The sequence below is a fragment of the Aliirhizobium smilacinae genome (genome assembly GCF_006335145.1).
GTDB classification, from domain to species: Bacteria; Pseudomonadota; Alphaproteobacteria; order Rhizobiales; family Rhizobiaceae; genus Neorhizobium; species Neorhizobium smilacinae.
In genome coordinates this window covers 591,857-611,756 of the sequence record NZ_VDMN01000003.1, presented here as the reverse complement: position 1 = coordinate 611,756, position 19,900 = coordinate 591,857, and the positions used below count along the sequence as shown (strand labels likewise).

Here is a 19,900-nt window from a genome sequence, read left to right as displayed (position 1 = left end):
CCATGCCAAAGCGCCAAGACATCAAATCGATCCTCATCATCGGCGCGGGTCCGATCGTTATCGGCCAGGCATGTGAATTCGACTATTCCGGCACCCAGGCCTGCAAGGCGCTGAAGGAAGAGGGTTACCGGGTGATCCTGGTCAATTCCAACCCGGCGACCATCATGACCGATCCGGGCCTCGCCGACGCCACTTACGTCGAGCCGATCACGCCGGAAGTCGTTGCCAAGATTATCGCCAAGGAACGCCCGGACGCATTGCTGCCCACCATGGGCGGTCAGACGGCTCTTAATACTGCACTGTCGCTGAAGCGCATGGGCGTGCTCGATCGCTATAATGTCGAGATGATCGGCGCCAAGCCGGAAGCCATCGACAAGGCCGAAGACCGCGCGCTGTTCCGCGAGGCCATGGCCAAGATCGGCCTGGAAACGCCGAAATCGATGCTGGCCAATGCCACCGAGATCAAGGACGCCGATCGCAAGAAGCATGAAGCCGCCCGTACCGAACTGAAGGGCAAGCTCTCCGGTGCCGAACTCGACACCGCGCTCGATGCGCTGGAAAACCAGTGGAATCTCGGCGAAAGCGATCGCAAGCAGCGTTATATCAGCCATGCAATGGCGATCGGTGCGCAGGCGATCGACGTCGTCGGCCTGCCGGCCATCATCCGCCCGTCCTTCACCATGGGCGGCACCGGCGGCGGCATAGCCTATAACCGCTCGGAATTTTTCGAGATCGTCGGCTCCGGCCTGGACGCCTCGCCCACCACCGAAGTGCTGATCGAAGAATCGGTGCTTGGCTGGAAGGAATACGAGATGGAAGTCGTCCGCGACACGGCGGACAACTGCATCATTATCTGCTCGATCGAAAACATCGACCCGATGGGCGTCCATACGGGCGACTCGATTACCGTCGCGCCGGCACTGACGCTGACCGACAAGGAATATCAGATCATGCGCAACGCCTCGATCGCGGTTCTGCGCGAGATCGGCGTAGAGACCGGCGGCTCGAACGTCCAGTTCGCCGTCAATCCGGCCGATGGCCGCCTCGTCGTCATCGAGATGAACCCGCGCGTCTCGCGCTCGTCTGCTCTTGCGTCGAAGGCCACCGGCTTCCCGATCGCCAAGGTCGCCGCCAAGCTCGCAATCGGCTATACGCTCGACGAACTCGACAACGACATTACCGGCGGCGCGACGCCTGCTTCGTTCGAACCGTCGATCGATTACGTCGTCACCAAGATCCCGCGCTTTGCCTTCGAAAAATTCCCGGGCGCCTCGCCGGTTCTGACCACCGCGATGAAGTCCGTCGGTGAAGTCATGGCGATCGGCCGCACCTTCGCGGAATCGCTGCAGAAGGCGTTACGCGGCCTGGAAACCGGCCTCACCGGCCTCGACGAGATCGAGATCCCCGGCCTGGAAGACGGCGCCGACCGCCAGAACGCCATCCGCGCGGCAATCGGCACGCCGACCCCGGATCGTCTGCGCCAGGTTGCCCAGGCTCTACGCCTCGGCATGACCGAAAACGAAGTCCACGAGGCCTGCAAGATCGACCCTTGGTTCATCGCCCAGTTGAAGGCGATCGTCGACATGGAAGCCCGGATCCGCGAGCACGGCCTGCCGACCGACGCTGACAACCTGCGCATGCTAAAGGCCATGGGCTTCTCCGATGCCCGTCTGGCTTCGCTGACCCACAAGCGCCCGAAGGAAGTTGCGGAACTCCGCAACAGCCTCAATGTTCGCCCGGTATTCAAGCGCATCGATACCTGCGCTGCCGAATTCGCCTCGCCGACCGCCTACATGTACTCGACCTACGAAACACCGTTCGTTGGCGAACTGCGTTCGGAAGCCGAAGTTTCGACGGCCAAGAAGGTCGTCATCCTCGGCGGCGGTCCGAACCGCATCGGCCAGGGCATTGAGTTCGACTATTGCTGCTGCCACGCCGCCTTCGCGTTGAAGGATGCCGGTTACGAAGCGATCATGATCAACTGCAACCCGGAAACAGTGTCAACCGACTACGACACCTCCGACCGCCTCTATTTCGAGCCGCTGACGGCTGAAGACGTCATCGAGATCCTGCGCGCCGAACAGGAAAAGGGTGAGGTTGTTGGCGTCATCGTCCAGTTCGGCGGCCAGACCCCGCTGAAGCTTGCCGAAGCGCTGGAAAAGAACGGCATCCCAATCCTCGGCACCGCGCCGGACATGATTGACCTTGCAGAGGATCGAGACCGCTTCCAAAAGCTGCTGATAAAGCTCGATCTGACGCAGCCAAACAACGGCATCGCCTATTCGGTCGAACAGGCCCGCACCGTTGCTGGCGAGATCGGTTTCCCGCTGGTCGTGCGCCCATCCTACGTTCTGGGCGGCCGCGCCATGCAGATCCTGCATTCGGAAAGCCAGTTACAGACCTACCTGCTCGATACCGTGCCGGAACTCGTGCCGGAGGACATCAAGCAGCGTTACCCGAATGATAAAACCGGCCAGATCAACACGCTGCTGGGCAAGAACCCACTTCTGTTCGACAGCTACCTGTCGAACGCCATCGAAGTGGATGTCGATTGCCTCTGCGACGGCACCGATGTCTTCATCGCCGGCATCATGGAACATATCGAGGAAGCAGGCATCCACTCGGGCGATTCGGCTTGCTCGTTGCCGCCGCGCACGCTGTCTCCCGAAATGATCGACGAGCTTGAACGCCAGGCCACGGCCATGGCAAAGGCGCTCAACGTCGTCGGCCTAATGAACGTCCAGTTCGCCATCAAGGACGGCACCGTATACGTGCTCGAAGTCAACCCACGCGCCTCGCGCACCGTGCCTTTCGTGGCCAAGACCATCGGTGCGCCGATCGCCAAGATTGCCGCCCGCGCCATGGCCGGAGAAAAACTTGATGCGCTGTTTTCCGCTTATGGCACGAAGCCCGACCCGCGCAACCTCAAGCATATCGCTGTCAAGGAAGCCGTTTTCCCGTTTGCTCGTTTCCCCGGCGTTGATACACTACTCGGACCGGAAATGCGCTCGACCGGCGAAGTCATCGGCCTCGATACCGACTTCGCCCTGGCATTCGCCAAGTCGCAGCTCGGCGCCAGCGTCGAATTGCCGCGTGACGGAACGGTCTTCGTCTCCGTCCGCGATAGCGACAAGACCCGCGTCCTGCCTGCGATCAAGATTCTCACCGCGATCGGCTTTAAGGTTCTCGCCACCGGTGGCACGCAGCGTTTCCTCGCCGAAAACGGCATCGAGGCGGTGAAGATCAACAAGGTTCTGGAAGGCCGTCCCCATGTCGAGGACGCCATCCGCAATCGCCAGGTCCAGCTGGTCATCAACACGACGGATGGCAACAAGGCGATCTCGGACTCCAAATCGCTGCGTCGCGCTACCCTGATGCAGAAGGTACCCTATTACACCACCATGGCTGGGGCCGAAGCCGCGGCAATGGCGATCAAGGCTCTCAAGGCCGGGAATCTCGAAGTCAGGCCGCTGCAAAGCTACTTCTAAAAAATGCAAAGCCTTGCCCCTTTTATGGTGGGCAAGGCTTTTTGAAATTCATCGGCGGACCAACGCGACGCGACCGACATTCCATGAAATCGCAAGGTCGGCACGTATTGCTTCGGCAAAGGTAATCGGACGACACCAGATGCAGCGCCGCATAAGACAATGAGGAACAGTAAGCTAAACGGTTCCTTATCCTAACAAACACTCTTTTCATGGCTAACCGGATTGGTGAAAAGGTTGAAAGTTCAACCTCCCAACTGAACCTCCCCCGCTCAATCACAAAGTGCGAGAGCGGCTGGAGTATGACCTGCGTTTTCTACCGAGCAATTGCATTCAAGTATACGGTATCGTACGCGTCGGTTTGGCGCGAAACCGACGAATGGCATGCCTGCCGAGCCTCACCAGTTGCGCGAGTGAAGGTGGCGGATACTCGACATATGAACGAGGCTACAGCAGCTACGTAAAGCCGCTCCATGTCTCTCACGATAGTCACCGGCATCAGGTGTGGCACCGTAATAGGGATGATCCAAGTTGTGGGTGCCGTGATCACCGACCGGACCGCAGGAACTGGAACAGAAACGATCGCCTCAGGTCGGAAAGCCTCAGCCAGACTATCGCGGCAACAATCGCGACGGAAACGGCAGATTATGCTTGCGCAACAACGGTCGTGATTTTCTGACGAAAGTCCCGAAACCGAAACAGCTTCTTCTTCGTGCCGTGAACGGGGAGCTCGCGGAGTGAGCAGGTCGGGGTCATATGAGTATAACGACGGTCGGCGAAGCCTTGCAGATATACTGCCATGCGTATCAATGAAAGCTACGCCCGCCGACCCTAAGGTTTGACGGTGAAGTAATTCAGACCGGCACTTGAGTTTGTCTGAGCCGTTAAAAGGCCGTTAGCTCTGGCAGCAGCGATCACCGGCCTTGCGCAGCTTTATTTCTAGGATTTCTGGTCGGCGGCGATTCATGTCTACAGCATTTTTGCTGTTTGCAAGCTGACGAACGCTATCGCGATCTCTCACAGCAAATCCGCAAAGAAGGTTGTAATTGCAATTAAATCTCTCCATAGTTGCGCATACTACCAAAGATTGAAATGCGTATTTCATTTCACTCATGGAGCCAAGCATGCGGAAAGTGAAGAAAATCTCCATAAGCACCAAAGTTTCCATGGAGGACTATGCAGCTGTCAGAGTGTTGGCTTCACAACGAAATTTAAGCCTCGCAAGTTTCTTGAGGCTGTCTGCTCTGAAGGCCGGTGAAATGGAGCCCGTTTATCGCGACGACGATCGTCGGCTTCTCCTTTATCTACGAGAGGAGCTTCGAGACGAAGGGTGCCGGCTGACGGATCTTGTTCGCACACTCAATGTGGAAAACCTGCCCGTCGACGGGGCGATCAAAGCTGGACTCGTAACCATGCAACGTACGATCGCGGCCCTCTGCGTGGAGCTTTCCGTCCATCGTAAAGAGCTTCTCAAACAACAGCCCCAAGGAGATCGTGATGGCAGGACTTCATCCCAGCGGCATTGACGAATGGTGGCAACGGCGTCCTCGTGTGCTTGACGAGATCTCGCGTCGATCATTGTTCCCTGAGTGCACATGGGCGTCTTTGGCAGACGCAGGGAACCCCGCATTTACCTCCAGACCCGGACCATCTGTGACGTCTCTGGTTCGAAAGCGGAACCACGAACAGAAGATGACCAATGACACGCGTCGCCGCTTCTTAGCGCTGGCGAAGGGCGCCACTCCCGTGATCGTGAAAGTTGCGGGTTTCAATAAAGCTGACGGGGCCAAAAACCTTGTGACCTATATCTCGCGTGAGGGCGAGCTTAGACTGGAGAACGAGCGCGGAGAGCGGCTGCGCGGACCGTCAATGCCCGGCCAGGTTGCCGACGAATGGGCACACCTTATGTCACCACGTGAAGCGAGCAAGGACTTTGCCGCCTTTGCCATGGATATTTCCTGGAAATCGGCTCCTCCTTCACAGTCGCCTGTGACATTTGCCAAGCAGGCTCTGGGCGAGCGAGTTTTCGCCTTTGCAGTAAAGGAAAGCGAAAACAACCTGCAACTGAAAGGTCTGGTCGTCTTGAACGCCGGGAAAGGCGACCGGTTGGAGCCAAGCGCTGAGACCGCCGGCCATGTCGAACGACGAATGCGAACCAATCTGAGAGATGAGGCGGTAAACGTCTCGTTTTTGTTTGACGGTTATGGACATGGTACCCGATGGGCCGCAGCTCGTCTCCGCAGTCTTGTAGAGGACAACGCTGGCAAAGTTCAGAATGAAAAGGGTCAGACGATTGATGGTCGTGATGCGGCGACCAGGCTGGTTCAGCATCAGTGGCGCAATGTGGCAGGCAGCCGCACACCGCGGGATGTTGTACATCTCATAATTTCGGTTGGGGCTGACAGTAGTTACATAGCATTGGAGCGTTCGGTCCGAGGTTTCCTCGCACAGGAGTTTCGAGGGCGCCGATATGTCTTTGCAATCCACGACCCGATCCAGGATCCCAAGGGCATAAACGACGGTGGAAAGCGACCACACATCCACGCCCACGCTGTTATCACGGCGATGAACGACTATGGAGATCGGTTAAAAGTTTGGATCCCGGATATGGATCGCTGGCGTTCAATTCTTGCCGAACATGGCCGGGCTAACTATCTCGCCGTTGAGACGGTTCAACGCGTGGAGAGAGCAATGCCGCGCGCTTACACCTATAAGCAGGTTCGTCCGATTAGCTATGACGGAAGGACCGAGCACAGAGGTACGAGCGACTCCGCTCATATGCGTTACTGCGAGAAGCGTAGCGAATTTCCGGATCTTTCTGCCGGCGCGAAAACTAGGGCGAAGGTAGATGAGGCCCGCGCCGTCTGGCAGGAGCTTACCAAATCTGGCTACGCTCCTGACATTCAACTTCACGCAACCAGAATGATCAACCGTATCATGCGGGCGGAAGACTGGCTCGAACATCGTTTAGCCAAGCAGACGTCACAACGATCCCAGACGCAAGCCGCCGCAGATCAGCAGCCACATCAAAATGCGGCGCGCGACAGCTTTGACGCTGCGAAACCCGCGCAAATGCAGGGGCTATCGGAGCATGAAAGCTGCCTGCAAACGCCAGCCGGTTTTGGCGCGGCTACGTCTAGCAACCGAGAAAGTGACAGACTGGACGAACCAGGCTTACACTTGAGTACCGTCAATGGTTCGCGCGCGCCGTCGCCATCGAACCAACTACATCAATTGACCCATGGGGATCACTCAACCAATTATAACGAACAAGAAACAGCGGGGCTTAGAGAGCGTTTTGGAACGCTGTTCAATGCGTTCGTACGAGCGATTGAAGATCGCATCCGTCCTGAAATACACATACGCCCAGAGGTTGGTAATCAACCCACCTACAATCAATATACAGCAAGCCCCAACGATCCTTTTGAGGATAAAAGGGTTTTGCTCGCGTCGTTGAGCGCCGAACGATTTGCTGCGCGCGCACCTTCGTCCAACCTCACAAGAGAAGAACACGAGCTCGATCAGGTCCCTCCAGCCGACCGTACTCCGGGACGAGACGAGAGCAAGGCGCACGCGCAAGCCGGATTGGAACGAAGCAACACCTTCGATCGGGATGACTATGAAAGGTGATCTCGTAGGGGATGGCCTGATGAAAAAACCGGGCAGTTGCACAACGTGATCATTGATCACAATTACGCTGTATACGTTGTTAACGGTGGGTGGCTACGATGGATTTATCCGGTGCTGAAGGCTTTGATGCGGCTTTGACTTTGACTGATATTCTCGACCATCTGCCCTCGACCAAAAGACGCGAAATCGCTCGGGTTCTCGAGGTCATTTTTGATGAGGTCGAGCGTCATCAGTCGACCAAAAGCTCTCAACAAAACAGGCGTGGTAAGATCCTCAAGGTCATACTCTTTGGCAGCTACGCCCGGGGTGACTGGGTTGAGGATCGTCTCAGTGGCTACCGCTCGGACTATGATATCCTGGTTGTCGTCAATAGTCACAGTTTCGCCGAGGATGACGATCTCTGGCTCGGACTTGATGACCGGCTGATCCAGTTGCAGATTGCCGGTCATGTTAAAACACCGACTAGTCCGATCGTACATAGCCTGCAGGATGTGAACAACCAACTGGCGCAAGGGCGGCCGTTCTTCGTCGATATTCTTCGCGATGGGAAGATGCTCTATCAAAGCGATCCTTACCCGCTCGCACAGCCGAAGCCGTTGAATCCGGCGGAGGCGAAGGAAGAAGCGCGGAGATATTTCGATCAATGGATCGCGAACTCCTTTTCGTCCCTAGAGACCGCGGCGTACCAACTAACCCGATCGAGAGATGGCTCGTTCTGGCTGAATCACAGTGCATTTTCCCTGCATCAAGCATGCGAGAGCGCCTACCACTGTTTCCTTCTGACGATGACGCTTTACAGCCCAAAGTCACATCGAATCAGAAATCTCCGTTCAAAGGCAGAGAGTATCGATGCGCGATTGATTGCCGCCTGGCCACGCGACAGCCGCCTCAGCCGTCGCCGGTTTGAACTCCTGGTGCGGGCGTATGTCGAAGCCCGTTATTCGCCCAAGTACCAGATCACAGCCGAGGAACTGGAATGGCTAGTGGAACGGGTGGAGACATTGCAGGTGTTGGTTCAGAAAGTCTGCCTTGAGAGGTTGGCAGAAGAGAGCTTATGAAGATGTCAGGCGAGATCAAATGCCTTGTCTGCGAGGAGCGGCCCGATCAAGGCGGAATAAAGGAAGGTGGCAATGGCCGATAGTGTGGAACGCTCGCTGATTGTCGAAAACGAGCGGCTGTTCGCGACTGAACGCCCTACCCTGTTCCGAGCATTCTCTGATCCCGCAATCCTGGCTAAATGGTGGGGGCCGCACGGCTTCACCAATCGCATCGACAGATTCGAATTCACGAATGGAGGAACATGGATCATCGTTATGACATCCTCCAGCGATACCGATTTCGTTAACCACTGGACGTTCGAGGACATCCGGCTAGACGAGCGCATCACAGCCTTCCATCATGGCCCGACGCACGCATTCGCCCTCGAGATCGGATTTCATGACGCAGGTCCTGCCACTCGCCTGACATGGCGCATGTCCTTCGACGACACGAAGGAGAACCGTGAGATCGAACGTTTCCTCGAAGCTGCCAACGAGCAGAATTTTGACCGGCTGGAAACCGTCATGTCGCTGATGGCGAACAAGGGGGTGCTGACCTAGTGCAGAACCGAACCAGGCATGATTATCGCCTTGGCCAAGTCATAAACGCGCCGCGACAACGCGGCATCGATGCCATCTTCAACGTCAGCTATCTCGATATCTGAGGCGGGCCGGGCGGGCAAGGCCGGGCAGCGCGATAGGCGGCGGCTCCGGCCCGATCACACGCGAGGAAAAGGAGGCAAGACGCGCATCTCACGGCCCCTTTCCGTCGCGATACTTGAGACATGCCAGCCGTGGTAGTGGTTGGCGCTCTTTGAAGCGGCAGCTACACGCTCACCAAGCTCGGTCGGTATGCGAAGGTTAAGGAAGAGCCATCCGGGAAATCGGGTCTGTTAATTCGGTTCTCGCCCTTCTCCTCCGACCGACGAAAAGAGGAGGAAGCAGATGGCTCGCAATCGTACTGTGCGTGTCGTTCAGATTCAGACTCAACTTCGGAACGGAGCCCCGTAAGACGCTGTTCTTCAGTCATTTTCCCCTTCATTGAAATGCAACAGGCTGAATGATATTTTCGATATCGCACTCGCGAGGGGATTTCATGTCGAAGAACATCGTCATCCTGTTCGACGGCACGTCGAACGAAATTTCGGCGGACCGCACGAATATCCTCAGACTGTTCGGCGCGCTAGAGCGGTCAGGGCGACAGATCGTCTATTACGATCCGGGTGTCGGCACGTTCGGTGCCAATAACGCATGGTCGAAGATCTATCGCAATACGATCGAGATCTGGGGGCTGGCGACCGGCTGGGGCATGGACCAGAATATCAAGGAAGCCTACCGCTTCCTGATCGACAATTACGATCCCGGCAAAAAGGACGATAGCGGCAACTATAAAGACCGCGACCGTATCTATATCTTCGGCTTCAGCCGCGGCGCCTATTCCGCACGGGTTCTAGCGGGTTTCATTCACGCGCTCGGATTCATGAACCGCCACCATCTCAACCTTCTTGACTACGCCTACGATACCTACAAGGGGATACCGGCACAGGAAGAGATCGATCGTGACCGGCTGCAAGACGAAGACGGACGTTCCGCTTTTGCCTCCATGCGCCTCTACGAGCGGACATTGCGTACCGGCAGGCCTCCGATCAAACTGCTTGGCCTGTTCGATACGGTCGCCTCGGTGATCGAACCGGGAAAACACTGGCTGCAGATGAAAACCCATCCCTTCAGCGCCAAGAACCCGAGCGTCGAATGGGTACGCCATGCGGTCGCCATCGACGAACGCCGCACGATGTTCCAGCCGGAATTGTGGACTGCCGATCAGGACTACAGAGGCAGCCCGTTCAAGAAAGTGAAGGGAAAGCAGAACTTCAAGGAAGTCTGGTTTGCAGGCGTGCATGGCGATGTCGGCGGCGGTTATCCCGAAGCCGAAAGCAGCCAGGTCAAGATCCCGCTCGACTGGATGATCCGCGAGACGGAACCGGCGGGGCTGATCTTCCGGACCCAGACTGTCAACGATATCGTCCGCGGTGAACGGGACAATAAATATGTCAGACTGAACCCGACCGCGGCCCTGCACGATTCCATGAGCTTTGGCTGGAAACCTCTGGAGTACCTCCCTCGCCGCGTGCCGGAAAACTCCTGGCGCAAGCGGGGCGACCGCCGTTCGATCTATATTCCGCTGAAGGATTACCGATTGATTCCGGATACGGCAATGCTGCACCAATCCGTGCGTACCCGGACTGACGCAGGCGGCTACAACCCGCCCAATCTGCCGAAGGATCCTGTTTTCGTCACCTGACACGCCATGGCCGTTTTCCGGCGATCGGCCGCCTCCACTTTCGCAAAGGCGGCCATGGCCCATCATGGACCACATTCATCCGGAAACATCCCGGAGGAATTTCCACATCAGAAGTGACGCAACAGCCAGCGTCGTCCACATCGCAAACGCGACACAGACGGACATGATCAGACTTGCGACCCGCCTCGTCATGGGGCGGCACCTCCGTGGGTTGGTCCTGGGAACAAAGTTATGTGGGAATATTTCCCGCGTCTCGAACGAAGCCCGGCAAGAGTTAAAGACAAGAGCCCCCGAAACGCGAAATTTTGTCCAGCTGTCTCGCGATGCACCATTTGCGACCCGAAATGATACCGCGCTGCAGCATCAGCCTGTGAATAACCTGACCGTTGCTCACATGAGCCTTTTCACAGATGCGATATCCTCCCGAAAACGGGCGAGTTCCTCCCGCTTCAAACCCTCATCGGGAATACGCAGCAGGTAAGAAGGATGGACGGTGACGAACAGCGTCCTGCCCTCCTCCATAGCAATTGGCTCGCTGCGGATATCTTCCAGCTTCTGCCGCATGTCGGTCAACGCAAAGAGCGCCGTTGCTCCCATTGCCACGATTAGCTTCGGCTTCACCAGTTCCAGTTCCTTCGTCAGCCACCAGCGGCATTGCCGCACCTCTCCCATATTGGGCTTCTGGTGGATGCGCCGTTTGCCCCGCGGCTGATATTTGAAATGCTTGACCGCATTGGTGACGTAGAGCCTGTCGCGTTCGATACCGACTTGGGCCAGCGTATCATTGAACAACCGGCCCGCCGGACCGACAAATGGCCTGCCCGCCAGATCCTCCTGATCACCCGGCTGCTCGCCGATGAACATCGTCTGCGCATCCTCAGGCCCCTCCCCGAAAACCGTCTGCGTTGCGAGACAATGGATATCGCAGAGTGTGCAGGACCGCGCCTCTTCCTTGAGTGCAGCAAACGTGCCCGCTGCTGGCTGCGGTGCCGCCGGCACTTTTGCCGCTGCCTCCTGGATACGGTGATGGAACGGCAAGGGCTCGCTTGCCTGTCTGGCAGCCATTGCAAGAACGTTTGCCTCGGCCTTGGCGATCATGCCGGGAATGAGCTCCGCTTCGGGCAGGTTCTTCCAGTATTTCTTCGGCATCTCCGTCATCATCATCTTCACCTTCAACCGCGCCGGATTGAAGATGGAAGCATAATAGGTGCGCCACAGATCGTCGGTATCGTCGCGTAGATCCGGCTTTTCGGCCGGATCGTCGGTTGTCCTGAGTTCCTCTCCGTTCCACGATGCCGAGCCTTTGGGCGTCAGGATCAGCCAGTCCATGTCGGTGAAACGCCGCTGGAAAAACGGCGCGACACGCTCGACAATGAAATGATCGGGCTCGAACCAGGCGACGAAGCGCCGCCGCCCGGCAGCGCCTTCCGGCAGAGCCAGTTCTTTGAAACGAACGAAGGCGGTCATCTTGTGATAATCGCGCCCGACCGATTTCGCCATGCGCCGCGCCGCGCTCACATCCCGATCCACGGCCATGTTGAGCAACCCGTGCGAATGGAAGAGCCGGAAGAGCAGCCGATAGAGAAGCGTAAACCGTGTCGGGTCGGAATGGCAGATGACTGCTTCCGCAAGCCTGATGAACGAGGCCGACACCGTGACCCTGGGCGGCGGATCTGCAGGCTCTGGCAGGCGGTTGTCATCGAAACCGAACAGACCGTCGGCATCGTCCATCGTTCGCCACTCGATATATTCCGGCACGATGCCGGCACTGAGGAAACCGCGTGCCGCATCTCGCCATTCGATCAGATCGCCCCGCCCCCGCAAGGAATAGCGGTACATCATAACAGCGACAGTTGCTCTGGTTTGGGTTGGAACATCGCACGCAGATCCGAACGGTCGACGAGCCGGTGCGGCGTCCAGCCTTCGCAGACGACAAAGGGCTGCACCTTTCGAAGCGATACGCCAAGCCGCTTCAGATCATCGAGCCGCAACCGGCGGAAACGCCGGGACGACAGGATGCCCTTGACCGTCTTGGTGCCAAAACCCGGCACCCTCAGCAGCGTCTCCTTTTCTGCCCGGTTAATATCGACCGGGAACCGGTCGCGATGACCGAGAGCCCACGCAAGCTTGGGATCGAGATCGAGATCCAGCATTCCATCCGACTGGCCGGAGGTGATTTCACCGATATCGAACCCGTAGAAACGATAGAGCCAGTCGGCCTGATAAAGCCTGTGCTCTCGCATCAAAGGCGGCTTGATCAGCGGCAATGTCTTCGACGAATCCGGGATCGGGCTGAAGGCTGAATAATAGACGCGCTTCAGCCCATAGCTGCCATAAAGCCGGGCGCTGGTGCCTAGAATGGTGGCGTCATCGGCACCATCAGCCCCGACGATCATCTGCGTGCTTTGCCCGGCCGGCGCAAATTTCCGCCGACGTTTGGTCTGCAGCGTCGGCTCCGCCATTTCCTCTATCTTCAGTCGCAGATTGCCCATTGAACGTCGGATATTGTCCGGCTGCTTTTCCGGCGCGAACCGACCGATCCCTGCATCGGTCGGCAGTTCGATATTGATCGACAGACGATCGGCATAAAGGCCCGCCTCCTCGATCAGGCGTCCCGATGCTTCGGGTATCGACTTCAGATGGATATAGCCGCGAAAATTATGGATCGTCCGCAGTTCCCGCGCGATCCGTACCATCTCCTCCATCGTGTGATCGGAAGAGCGAATGATGCCCGAAGACAGAAACAGCCCCTCAATGTAATTGCGGCGATAAAATTCGAGAGTCAGCCAGATCACTTCTTCCGGCGTGAAACGTGCGCGCTCCACATTGCTGGAAGAACGATTGATGCAATAAGCGCAGTCATAGATGCAGAAATTTGTCAGCAGGATCTTCAGAAGCGAAATGCAGCGTCCATCTGGCGCATAGGCGTGGCAGATGCCCGAACCTTCGGTCGACCCCAGCCCTCCACTCGCCGACGAATCGCGTTTCGTCGTCCCGCTTGAAGCACAGGAAGCGTCATATTTTGCGGCATCCGACAGGATGGCCAATCGTTCTTTCAGCGACTTCTTCATTACGTTTGTTCTATATATGTTCTCATTTCAATGGTCAAGAGATTGACAAACGGGCGCGGTTCACATCACATGAAAAGTCGGGAGACATGACATCATTTCGAAAATCCTCGTGAGAGACATCGAAATTCTGATATAGTGACCCTACATTTTGATGCTGCGATGGTTCCGAAGTTCACGCTCCGGAACCTGTTTCTTTTTGTGTTCGCGGTACCCGCGGATACGCCCCTGAAGGATACGGAAATGGTTGAAAAGGTACCGATGACGCAGAACGGCTTTGTCCGGTTGCAGGAAGAACTGCGCTGGAGACAGCAGGAGGAGCGTCCCCGTATCATCGAAGCGATTGCGGAAGCGCGCGCCCATGGCGACCTTTCCGAAAACGCTGAGTATCATGCTGCCAAGGAGGCCCAGAGCCACAATGAGGGCCGCATCACCGAGCTTGAGGATTTCACCGCCCGTGCGGAAGTGATCGACCTCTCCAAGATGTCCGGTTCGACGATCAAGTTCGGCGCCACCGTCAAGCTGATTGACGAAGATACCGACGAAGAAAAGACCTACCAGATCGTCGGTGATCAGGAAGCCGATGTCAAATCCGGCCGCATCTCGATCTCGTCTCCGATAGCTCGCGCCATGATCGGCAAGGAAGCCGGCGAATCGATCGAAGTCGTAGCACCCGGCGGCTCCAAGGCTTACGAAATCCTTTCCATTTCCTGGGGCTGAGTGCCGTGGCCGAAGGCCAGAAGAACAGCAGTCATAATCCGGCAATCGTCGATATAAGTGAAGTCGAGGTCATCGCACCAAACTTCAAACGGCGATTGTCCGGGGTGACCAGCACGATCATCCAGCTGGTTCCGGTTCAGCGCGCCCTTGGTTACAAGGTGGCGGCGCTCGGACCGGGCCTGCCGGAAACCATCCCGCATATCCGCTTTCGGGACTTGTTGCGCTTGTGGAGCCGTCCACACGGCAAGCGTTTCCGCGTCTGGCATGCCCGCCGCAATGTCGAAATGCTGCCTGCCATCATCATGCGCGATATCCTCCGCATGCCGCTGAAGATCGTCTTCACCTCGGCTTCGCAGCGCAGGCATTCGGGTTGGACGAAATGGTTGATCTCGAAGATGGACGCAGTCGTCGCCACTAGCGGCAGGACGGCGACCTATCTCAACGTGCCGAACACCGTTGTCATGCATGGCATCGACACAGAGCGTTTTTCACCGCCGACGGACAAGGCCGCAACGCGGCAAAACCTCGGGCTAGATCCAGCCCGGAAATTCGTCGGTTGCTTTGGCCGTGTGCGCCACCAGAAAGGCACAGACCTTTTCGTCGACACGATGATCGAGCTTTTGCCCACGCGCCCGGACTGGACAGCGATCATCGCCGGCCGCGCCACCGGTCCGCATGTCGATTATGAAAAAGGTCTGATCGACAAAGTTGCCAAGGCCGGCCTTGCCGACCGTATTTTATTTGTCGGCGAACATACCAATATAAACGAGTGGTACCGCACACTCGATCTGTTCGTCGCGCCCCAGCGCTGGGAAGGTTTCGGCCTCACACCACTGGAAGCGATGGCGACCGCCGTTCCCGTCGTGGCAACAGATGTCGGAGCGTTTCCAGAGCTGATTGTCACTGGTGAGGGCGAAACCGGTACGGTCATTATCGCGGAGCTTGAAGCAATGAGTGCCGCAACCGGAAAATTCATGGACAACGATGCAAGATGCCAAGCCGCTGCAGTGCGCGCACGCCAGCATGCGGTGGCCAACTTCAGCATCGAGGGTGAAGTACGGCGCCTAGGCGCCGTCTATGAGAAGTCTTTAGCTTAGCTCACGTTTCGTAGAAACATCCGGAATAAGACCTCTACGATCCAGAAACTCGATCATCGCAGTATCGACGACGGTCTCGGATTCGATATTCGCGACGGCAGACATGACGCGATCTTCATATCGCTGGCGTGATGCCGGCGAGGCAGGCCCTCTTTCGATCTTCTCTCTCAGATCCTGCTCGGACTTGCTGTAATAGTGGTTGAGCTGGATGAAGTCGGAAGAATAGAACGCCTGCCCTTTCCTTCCCTTCCGGGAGAAAACCTCGCCGCGGTCATTCGACGTATTTTCGCCGAAGGCGCCTGTTGAGAAATGGTGGATGCTCACTTCGGAAACGGCGCACGGATCGACGATGCATTTGAAATTGCTTGCATTCTTCTTCGTCGACAGCGGGTCCGCGCCGCGGATCGTATAATTGCGAAGCAGCGATCCGGCAGGACGTGTCTTGTGTCCGCTTGTTCCGAACATATGCCACGGCAGAGAAATATTCGGGAACCTCTTTGCGCCTTCAAGTGCCTCGTCCAGCGTGTCACCATTTTTCGGCAACAGGAATTCGTCGACATCAATAAATGCCATACGGGCGTACCGACCGCCGAAGTTCAAAATGCTGTGGGCAAAAGCAATTGCCTGGCTGTTCAATAGGTTCTGGGTCGGCGTATCGATCAGCCGCCCTTTCCAGGGCACGACCGTCAAGGCGGACGGATAGAGCAGTCCGCGGGCGATAGCAATCGTATCGTCCTCGCAACCGTCATCGTAGATATGGAAATGTACGACGCCTACTGCACGGTGGAACTCGATCCACTCGGCAATGTATCGCGCCTCGTTCTTCACACAGGTAACGATCGCCACGCCCGCCCGATCGGGATCAGGCTTGGGCGGCGTAATCGTCAATTGCTTTGTGTAAGGATGTTTCTTTTTGAAGAAGCGCATATCAACTCTATTGTGTCGCCATATCAGCGATCATGACGTGTCAGCGAAAACCGATCGCTATACCGATACCCCGCAGCCAGCAAGGCAGACTTTTCCGAGTAGCATTCTACCGTGATACCTTGTTTGGAACAGACAGACAGCGCAGTCGCAAAGTGCCCTAGAATGCGAGCTTCCGCCATGGCGATGCCGCTGAATGCTGCTGCATCCTTCGTTTCATAGAATCGAGGCAGATCGGCGTTCGAGATATCGATGCCGAACAACCCGATCAATCCGGGGCGGCATGCGATGAGAAACTGCATGGCGGAGATTGCAACCGAGCCGCCCTGAAATACCCCTTTGTCCGGCTCAGTAGAGATACCGCCGTTTCCATCGCGGCCCATTGTCACGAAATCGAGCCGGGACAGTTCCGCATTCGAGCGGCGGCGCGAACCATAAGGCCTTGAGATGTTGTCAATCAGGATGACCCGTTTGTCGCTCAGCCATGACGGATCATGCTCGCATATGGCGCGGATGACCTGCACCGAAAGCAAACAGATCGTATCCGCGGCAATCCTGTCGCGCAGAAGTGCGAAATGGCGCCAGATGAAACGCTCGTCCTCGATCGCGACGGCCAGAGGCAGCGGACCTCGCTTGGCAAGCAGATGGATGGCCCCGTTCAGGAGTATCGCCGAGCCGATATCGAGCTTGGTCATATCGCACCTGTCGATAGAAGGACCCGAGCCGATTATATAGGCCGCCTCCTGACCATGACCGAGACTATCGCACTGTTGAAGGACGTTGAGCTGCCTTCCCCGGTAGACGATGGCGCGATCCGGCTGTTTTGCAGTGATGACAAGTCCCGGAATATGGTCCTGAAAATGCGCCCGTTCGCTTCCAAGAAAAAGTCGCGCGCCTAATTTCACAAGCGATCGGGTCAATGGGCGATTTGAGCGTTTGGTCATTGCACGACAGATCTATTCTCGGTTCGCTGCCTGGCAGAAATGCTAGGTGAAAATCTTGTTGTCTTTTCGGTACCAATAAAGGAGCCGGCTAAGCCGCATATTATACGGACGCAAGAAAACCCGGAAGAAAGGGACCTGTTCGACAGGACGGGCATCCATATCGGCCATTTCCTGTTCTGTCATATACGCAAACCCGTATTTCCCACGGTTGAAGGGAAACACGCGGAAACGTCCTCTACCGCCACGGTAAACCCGCGGAAAGGGAACATGCATGGTTATCGGCGTAAAGGGAAAAAGCCGCTCGTAACCGAGATCGGTAAGCGCCTGCTTATTTGCTCTTTCGCCTTCAAGGAATTGCCATTTGATACTGTTCAGGCGCCCCAGATGAACTATGCCGACATCCGCATAGGACGTTCTCGTGTCGTAGCGGTAGGCGCGCCGCTCCTTTAGAACCTCATACTCCCCTCGCCTCAGAAAGCGGGGATCAACCTGCAGGACTTTATCGCCGCTGTTGAAGAGATCGCCGTATTGCTTGCCGATATTTTCGTCAAATGGACGGACGAACTGCATATCGTCCTGAATCATCATCAAAAATTCGAAGCCTGACTGAGTAGCGTAGGCGCAGGCCTTCTGAATATTCAGATAAAGGTTTCCATGCCTCTTGCCCAATTTGGGCTCTCTGGAAATGATCACCTCACGGAAAAGATGTCGCTGCGTTTTCAACAACTCGACCGTTCGGGGATCCTCACTCGCATCGTCGATCAGGATCGTCTCGAACCCTGCACACATCTTTATCGTCGACTGGATGCAACGTTCCAGCGTTGCGCCCATATTATACGAGAATATGCAGATAAGGGTGTTCTTGGGCGTCAGCATGTCCATACCTGCGAACTTCAAGCCGCCGCTCTCCAATGTCGAGACGGCGGGGCAATCTTAAACTTCAACCAACCCAAGCTGCTTCACCTGCCGGATCGTCAGCATCGTCCGAACGGTATCGACATGCTCATCTGCGGTCAGTGTTTCGATGACGAAATCCTGGAACTGTGTCAGGTTTTCGGCGGTGCAGCGCAGCAGAAAATCGCTGTCTCCATTCACCATCCAGGCCTCTCGCACCAGCGGCCATTGCAGCACTCTGGAAGCAAACCCCTTCAAGTCCGCGTCCGACTGGCGTTTCAGGCCGACCATGCAGAAAGCCACGAGATCGAAGCCGAGCTTCTGGCCGTTCAGCAGCGCATGATAACCTTCGATGATGCCCGCTTCTTCCAGCTTTCGTACACGCCGCAGACAGGGTGGCGCGGAAATCCCGACGCGTTCGGCAAGCTCCACATTCGTGATGCGCCCGTCCTGTTGGAGCTCCTTCAGAATCTTTATATCGATGGCATCGAGATCGGCGCGGAGCACGGTATTCCCCCTTGAATGGGATGGCTTTTAATCGAAACAGCGTTTAACGCAAGGCATAAGCCAATACAGCCCCACCGCGCTGTGCACCAGACAGGGTGATCAAGGCATACGGGGATATTTTTTAGACTGCACATAGATCTGCAAGCTGATTCCGGCCTTCGGGTCCATGCGCTCGCGACCAACTGTCCTGTTGTTAATGCAAACCTGCCCTTGCACTGACGCATGGATCGACATTAGATGACAGTCAAAAAGCGGCAGAGCGAAAACACCCTTCCTATATGGGTATACGTTCAATCCGCCTTCGAAAGGAAGTTTTCATGTCCGCTCGTCACACGGAAGTGCTGATCATCGGTTCAGGTCCCGCCGGATATACGGCAGCCATCTACGCCGCCCGCGCCATGCTGAAGCCGGTCCTGATCGCCGGCATGGAACAGGGCGGTCAGTTGATGATCACCACCGATGTCGAGAATTACCCCGGCTTCGGCGATCCGATCCAGGGCCCCTGGCTGATGGAGCAGATGCTCAAGCAGGCGACACATGTCGGTGCCGAGATCGTCAATGACCTCGTCACCGAAGTCGAGATGAACAATCGGCCGTTCACCATCCGCACCGATTCCGGCACCGTCTGGACCGCCGACACGATCATTATCGCGACCGGTGCCAAGGCGAAGTGGCTGGGCATCGAGAGCGAACAGCATTTCCAGGGCTTTGGCGTCTCGGCCTGCGCCACCTGTGATGGCTTCTTCTATCGCAACAAGGACGTGATCGTGGTCGGCGGCGGCAATTCCGCCGTCGAGGAAGCGCTCTATCTGTCCAACATCACAAAATCCGTGACCGTCGTGCATCGCCGGGACGAGTTTCGCTCGGAGAAGATCCTCCGCGAGCGGCTGTTCCAGCGTGCGAATGTCAAGGTTTTGTGGAATACCGAGATCCACGAAATCACAGGAAAGCCGGCAAAGCCGCCGCTTCCGCCTTCGGTTGAAGGCGTGAAACTGCGCAACACGCTGACCGGCGCGATCACGGAACAACCGATCCATGGCGTTTTCGTCGCGATCGGCCATGCCCCCGCGACAGAACTGTTCAAGGACAAGCTCAGGATGAAGGCCGGCGGTTATCTCTGGACCGCGCCCGATTCGACCGCGACTGACGTGCCCGGCATCTTTGCCGCAGGCGACGTGACCGACGACACCTTCCGGCAGGCGATCACCGCCGCTGGTATGGGCTGCATGGCCGCACTTGAGGCCGAGCGTTACCTGGCCGGCATTCAGCCGGTCTCCATAGCCGCGGAGTAA

Annotated in this window: 15 protein-coding genes; 9 read left to right on the top strand and 6 right to left on the bottom strand. The window is 56.8% G+C overall.

All coding sequences use genetic code 11. The annotated features are described in order from the left end of the window. Positions 1-2: 2 nt before the first annotated feature. From carB to FHP24_RS17665, 6 genes are all read left to right on the top strand, one after another. Positions 3-3,488, top strand: coding sequence for a carbamoyl-phosphate synthase large subunit (gene carB / locus FHP24_RS17690; RefSeq protein ID WP_139677533.1), 3,486 nt, complete (start codon positions 3-5; stop codon positions 3,486-3,488). A 1,121-nt stretch (positions 3,489-4,609) separates the two neighbouring features. Further along, entirely contained in the window at positions 4,610-5,011 is a 402-nt protein-coding gene (locus FHP24_RS17685; RefSeq protein ID WP_139677532.1) for a hypothetical protein, read from the top strand. Positions 5,012-5,177: 166 nt separating this feature from the next. After that, the gene (locus FHP24_RS17680; RefSeq protein ID WP_139677531.1) at positions 5,178-7,115 is read left to right on the top strand and encodes a hypothetical protein; all 1,938 of its coding nucleotides are present in this window, start codon (positions 5,178-5,180) and stop codon (positions 7,113-7,115) included. A 98-nt stretch (positions 7,116-7,213) separates the two neighbouring features. Further along, positions 7,214-8,173: a HEPN domain-containing protein gene (locus FHP24_RS17675; RefSeq protein WP_139677530.1), complete on the top strand. Its 960-nt coding sequence runs from the start codon at positions 7,214-7,216 to the stop codon at positions 8,171-8,173. Between the two features lie 72 nt (positions 8,174-8,245). After that, positions 8,246-8,713, top strand: a complete 468-nt coding sequence (locus FHP24_RS17670) for an SRPBCC domain-containing protein (protein ID WP_139677529.1) — start codon at positions 8,246-8,248, stop codon at positions 8,711-8,713. Positions 8,714-9,248: 535 nt separating this feature from the next. Beyond that, on the top strand, positions 9,249-10,454 hold the full coding sequence (locus tag FHP24_RS17665; protein ID WP_139677528.1) for a T6SS phospholipase effector Tle1-like catalytic domain-containing protein: 1,206 nt from the start codon (positions 9,249-9,251) through the stop codon (positions 10,452-10,454). Positions 10,455-10,844: 390 nt separating this feature from the next. Here FHP24_RS17665 and FHP24_RS17660 read toward each other — a convergent pair whose 3' ends face one another. Both FHP24_RS17660 and FHP24_RS17655 read right to left on the bottom strand, forming a co-directional pair. Further along, entirely contained in the window at positions 10,845-12,293 is a 1,449-nt protein-coding gene (locus FHP24_RS17660; protein ID WP_139677613.1) for a UdgX family uracil-DNA binding protein, read from the bottom strand. Next, positions 12,293-13,525: a putative DNA modification/repair radical SAM protein gene (locus FHP24_RS17655; RefSeq protein ID WP_139677527.1), complete on the bottom strand. Its 1,233-nt coding sequence runs from the start codon at positions 13,523-13,525 to the stop codon at positions 12,293-12,295. Before FHP24_RS17655 ends, FHP24_RS17660 begins: the two co-directional genes overlap by 1 nt. Before the next feature lie 240 nt (positions 13,526-13,765). On the opposite strand from FHP24_RS17655, the gene greA reads away from it, so the two are divergent. Further along, positions 13,766-14,242, top strand: coding sequence for a transcription elongation factor GreA (greA, locus tag FHP24_RS17650; protein ID WP_139677526.1), 477 nt, complete (start codon positions 13,766-13,768; stop codon positions 14,240-14,242). A gap of 44 nt (positions 14,243-14,286) precedes the next feature. After that, positions 14,287-15,339 carry a glycosyltransferase family 4 protein gene (locus FHP24_RS17645; protein ID WP_139677612.1) on the top strand — a complete coding sequence of 351 codons (1,053 nt, stop codon included), beginning with the start codon at positions 14,287-14,289 and terminating at the stop codon, positions 15,337-15,339. Here the strand turns inward: FHP24_RS17645 and FHP24_RS17640 are convergent. The 4 genes from FHP24_RS17640 to FHP24_RS17625 form a co-directional block, all read right to left on the bottom strand. Next, on the bottom strand, positions 15,331-16,266 hold the full coding sequence (locus FHP24_RS17640; protein ID WP_139677525.1) for a glycosyltransferase family 92 protein: 936 nt from the start codon (positions 16,264-16,266) through the stop codon (positions 15,331-15,333). The genes FHP24_RS17645 and FHP24_RS17640 overlap by 9 nt on opposite strands. A 23-nt stretch (positions 16,267-16,289) precedes the next feature. Then, positions 16,290-16,958, bottom strand: a complete 669-nt coding sequence (locus FHP24_RS17635; RefSeq protein ID WP_342782347.1) for a glycosyl transferase — start codon at positions 16,956-16,958, stop codon at positions 16,290-16,292. Between the two features lie 291 nt (positions 16,959-17,249). After that, positions 17,250-18,104, bottom strand: a complete 855-nt coding sequence (locus FHP24_RS17630) for a glycosyltransferase family A protein (RefSeq protein ID WP_139677523.1) — start codon at positions 18,102-18,104, stop codon at positions 17,250-17,252. Between the two features lie 36 nt (positions 18,105-18,140). Next, entirely contained in the window at positions 18,141-18,608 is a 468-nt protein-coding gene (locus tag FHP24_RS17625; protein ID WP_139677522.1) for an Lrp/AsnC family transcriptional regulator, read from the bottom strand. Positions 18,609-18,925: 317 nt separating this feature from the next. Here FHP24_RS17625 and trxB point away from each other — a divergent pair, with 317 nt between their 5' ends. After that, on the top strand, positions 18,926-19,900 hold the full coding sequence (gene trxB / locus FHP24_RS17620) for a thioredoxin-disulfide reductase (protein ID WP_139677521.1): 975 nt from the start codon (positions 18,926-18,928) through the stop codon (positions 19,898-19,900).

What these genes read in the sequence shown, in the direction of transcription:
- trxB (WP_139677521.1), top strand. Translation starts at nt 18,926, where the DNA reads ATGTCCGCTCGTCACACGGAAGTGCTGATCATCGGTTCAGGTCCCGCC.
- FHP24_RS17675 (WP_139677530.1), top strand. Translation starts at nt 7,214, where the DNA reads ATGGATTTATCCGGTGCTGAAGGCTTTGATGCGGCTTTGACTTTGACT.
- FHP24_RS17655 (WP_139677527.1), bottom strand. Translation starts at nt 13,525, where the DNA reads ATGAAGAAGTCGCTGAAAGAACGATTGGCCATCCTGTCGGATGCCGCA.
- FHP24_RS17670 (WP_139677529.1), top strand. Translation starts at nt 8,246, where the DNA reads ATGGCCGATAGTGTGGAACGCTCGCTGATTGTCGAAAACGAGCGGCTG.
- FHP24_RS17685 (WP_139677532.1), top strand. Translation starts at nt 4,610, where the DNA reads ATGCGGAAAGTGAAGAAAATCTCCATAAGCACCAAAGTTTCCATGGAG.
- FHP24_RS17665 (WP_139677528.1), top strand. Translation starts at nt 9,249, where the DNA reads ATGTCGAAGAACATCGTCATCCTGTTCGACGGCACGTCGAACGAAATT.
- carB (WP_139677533.1), top strand. Translation starts at nt 3, where the DNA reads ATGCCAAAGCGCCAAGACATCAAATCGATCCTCATCATCGGCGCGGGT.
- FHP24_RS17680 (WP_139677531.1), top strand. Translation starts at nt 5,178, where the DNA reads ATGACCAATGACACGCGTCGCCGCTTCTTAGCGCTGGCGAAGGGCGCC.
- FHP24_RS17660 (WP_139677613.1), bottom strand. Translation starts at nt 12,293, where the DNA reads ATGTACCGCTATTCCTTGCGGGGGCGGGGCGATCTGATCGAATGGCGA.
- FHP24_RS17640 (WP_139677525.1), bottom strand. Translation starts at nt 16,266, where the DNA reads ATGCGCTTCTTCAAAAAGAAACATCCTTACACAAAGCAATTGACGATT.
- greA (WP_139677526.1), top strand. Translation starts at nt 13,766, where the DNA reads ATGGTTGAAAAGGTACCGATGACGCAGAACGGCTTTGTCCGGTTGCAG.
- FHP24_RS17635 (WP_342782347.1), bottom strand. Translation starts at nt 16,958, where the DNA reads ATGACCAAGCTCGATATCGGCTCGGCGATACTCCTGAACGGGGCCATC.